General features: G+C 66.0%; 4 protein-coding genes. All 4 read left to right on the forward strand.

The window, feature by feature from the left end; translation table 11 throughout:
• A partial coding sequence (locus tag IRZ18_09300) for a peptide ABC transporter substrate-binding protein (protein ID MBX5477300.1) occupies positions 1–469 on the forward strand: 469 nt, incomplete at its 5' end.
• Between the two features lie 136 nt (positions 470–605).
• A complete protein-coding gene (locus tag IRZ18_09305; protein ID MBX5477301.1) occupies positions 606–1,538 on the forward strand; it encodes an ABC transporter permease in 933 nt (310 codons plus the stop codon).
• Complete coding sequence (locus IRZ18_09310; protein MBX5477302.1) at positions 1,538–2,470, forward strand: ABC transporter permease; 933 nt, start codon at positions 1,538–1,540, stop codon at positions 2,468–2,470. Before IRZ18_09305 ends, IRZ18_09310 begins: the two co-directional genes overlap by 1 nt.
• A gap of 14 nt (positions 2,471–2,484) precedes the next feature.
• Positions 2,485–3,059, forward strand: a 575-nt coding sequence (locus IRZ18_09315) for an ABC transporter ATP-binding protein (protein ID MBX5477303.1), incomplete at its 3' end; no start/stop codon positions are given.

Consider the following 3,059-nt stretch of genomic DNA (forward strand, 5'->3'; position numbering starts at 1 on the left):
GACCTATCTTTATAACGAGAGCGACACGAACAAGGCCCTGGCTGAGGCCTACCAGCAAATGTGGAAACAGAACCTCGGCATCGACGTGGAGCTGGCCAGCGAGGAATGGAAGGTCTTCCTCCAGGACCAGAAGGCGCTGAACTACCAGATCTCGCGCGGCAACTGGGTCGGTGACTACCTCGACCCGATGACGTTCATCGACATGTTCGTCACGGGCAGCGGCAACAACCGCACCGGCTGGGGCGATCCGGAGTACGATCGCCTCGTGGCGGAGGCCAAGGCGACGGACGATCAGAAGGTGCGCTTCGAGAACATGCACAAGGCCGAAGACATCTTGATGAAGAACTTCGTCATCGGCCCGATCTACTTCGGCGTCTCCGTGTACGAGGAGAATCCGAAGCTGAAGGGTGTCTTCCGCACGGCGCTGGGCACCGTCGACTACAAGTGGGCCTACTTCGAGGGCGAGTGACGGGGATCCGTCGAGCGCTCGCAGGAGCCCGCCGGGAGGGTACGCGCCAGTCGGCGCGTACCCTCCGTCGTGCGCGGGCGGCATGCTGCCGGAAATTGGCGAGCGAAACCCCGGGGGAAGGGAAGGAGGGCATGGTGTGGTCCGCTTCATCACCGGTCGGCTTGTGTCGTCGCTGCTGACGCTGTGGGTGATCGTCACGCTGACGTTCGTCCTGATGCACGCCGTGCCTGGCGGCCCGTTCGACACGGAAAAGGCGCTTCCCCAGGCCATCCTGGACAACCTCAACAAGCGCTACCACCTGGACTGGCCGCTTTGGAAGCAGTATCTCTACTACCTGTGGAACCTGGCCCATTTTGATTTCGGTCCCTCGTTCAAGCACATCGGTCAGAGCGTGAACCAGATCATCGCCCAGGGATTTCGCGTATCCGCCACGCTGGGCGGCATGGCCATCGCCGTCGCGCTCACGGGGGGCGTGCTGGCCGGGGTGGTCGCGGCACTGCGGCAGGGGCGTTGGATCGACCACGTCGTGATGACCTTCGCGAGCGTCGGCCTGGCCGTGCCGAGCTTCGTCGTCGCGACCGTCCTCGTCTACCTGCTGGCCTACCACCTCAAGGTGCTGCCGGCGGGCCTGTGGGGGACGCCGGCGCAGGCCGTCATGCCCGTGATCTCGCTGGCCCTCGGTCCCATGGCCGTCATCGCCCGGTACGTGCGCACGTCCATGGTGGAGGTCCTGCGACAGGACTTCATCACGACCGCGCGGGCGAAGGGGCTTCCCCGGCGGACGATCACGTACGTCCACGCGCTGAAGAACGCAATTCTGCCGGTCATCACGTACCTGGGGCCGCTGACCGCAGGGGTCTTGACCGGATCCTTCGTCATCGAGCAGATTTTCGCGATTCCCGGCATGGGGCGCGAATTCGTACTGAGCATCACCGACCGTGACTACACGGCGATCATGGGCACGACCGTCTTCTACAGCGTGCTCCTCATCCTCGCCAACCTGGCGGTGGACCTCATCTACGCGTGGGTTGATCCGCGGATCCGCGTCGCGAAGGGAGCAAGCGACTGATGGCCGAGCTCATTCGTCATCTCTCCGCGAAGGATCTCGCGCCCGCCCCACCGCGTGAGCTGGCGTGGGAGACCATCGAGCAGCCGGTGAGCACCTTCTGGCGGGACGCATGGCGCCGGTTGCGGCGCAACCGCATGGCGATGGCCGGCCTTGTGACGATCGCCGTCCTGGCTGTCGCGGCCATCTTTGGCCCGATGCTTTCGCCGTACACGTATGACTACCAGCAGCTCGACCTGCACGACCAGCCTCCGAGCGCCGCGCACTGGTTCGGCACCGACATGCTCGGCCGCGACCTCTTCACTCGCGTCCTCTTCGGCGCGCGCATCAGCTTGGCCGTGGGCATCCTCGCCAGCCTCGTCGCCCTGGGGATCGGGGTCATTTACGGGGCCGTCGCCGGGTTCTACGGGGGCCGCGTCGACAACATCATGATGCGCATCGTCGACGTCATCTACGGCCTGCCGTTCCTGCTCTACGTGATCCTGCTGATGGTCGTCCTCGGTCCGGGGTTGCAGAACGTGTTCCTGGCGCTCGGCGCCGTGTATTGGACGGGGATGGCGCGCATCGTGCGCGCGGAGATCCTGAGCCTCAAGGAGCGGGAATTCGTCATGGCCGCGCGCACGCTCGGGGTCCCGCCGAGGCGCCTGATGCTGCGCCACCTCATCCCGAACGCCGTGGGCCCGATCATCGTCACGTTGACGCTGCTGGTGCCGGAAGCGATCTTCTCGGAGGCCTTCCTGTCCTACCTCGGGCTCGGCGTGCGGGCGCCGATCGCATCGTGGGGCGTGCTCGTCGCGGACGGTTACCGGGCCATCCGCGCGGCACCCTGGGAAGTGATCTTCCCCGCGATCTTCATCTCCATCACCATGCTTGCGTTCGGCTTCCTGGGCGACGGCCTTCGCGACGCCCTGGACCCGCGAATGCGGAACCGCTGAGAGGGGGCGACGAGATGCAACCTGTGCTGGAAGTGGACGACCTTCACGTGCACTTCCGGACCTACGCCGGCACGGTGCAGGCGGTGCGGGGCGTGTCCCTGCGCGTGCGGCCGGGGGAGACGTTGGCCCTCGTCGGCGAGTCCGGCTGCGGGAAAAGCGTCTCCATGCAGGCCGTGATGGGTCTCCTGCCGTCCACGGCTCGGATCGTGTCCGGTTCGATCCGCTTTCAAGGGCAGGAACTCGTCGGCAAGCGGGAGGAGGAGCTCAACCGGCTGCGCGGCGTCAAGATGGCCATGATCTTCCAGGATCCGATGACCTCGCTCAACCCGGTCCTGACGATCGGACGGCAGATCATGGAGGTCATGCGCGTCCATCTCGGCCTGGGCGCCGCCGAGGCGCGGCGCCGTGCCCTGGAGATGCTGGAGCTCGTCGGCATCCCGAGTCCGGAGCGGCGCTTGCGCCAGTACCCGCACGAGTTCAGCGGGGGCATGCGGCAGCGGATCATGATCGCGATGGCGCTGGCGTGCCGCCCGCAGCTTCTCATCGCCGACGAGCCGACGACCGCCCTCGACGTCACCATCCAGGCGCA

It is taken from the genome of Clostridia bacterium (genome assembly GCA_019683875.1).
Classification (GTDB): Bacteria; Bacillota; Sulfobacillia; order RBS10-35; family Bu92; genus Bu92.

Bases quoted from the DNA above. Each gene is read 5' to 3' on its own strand.
- IRZ18_09310 (MBX5477302.1), top strand. From the start codon at position 1,538: ATGGCCGAGCTCATTCGTCATCTCTCCGCGAAGGATCTCGCGCCCGCC.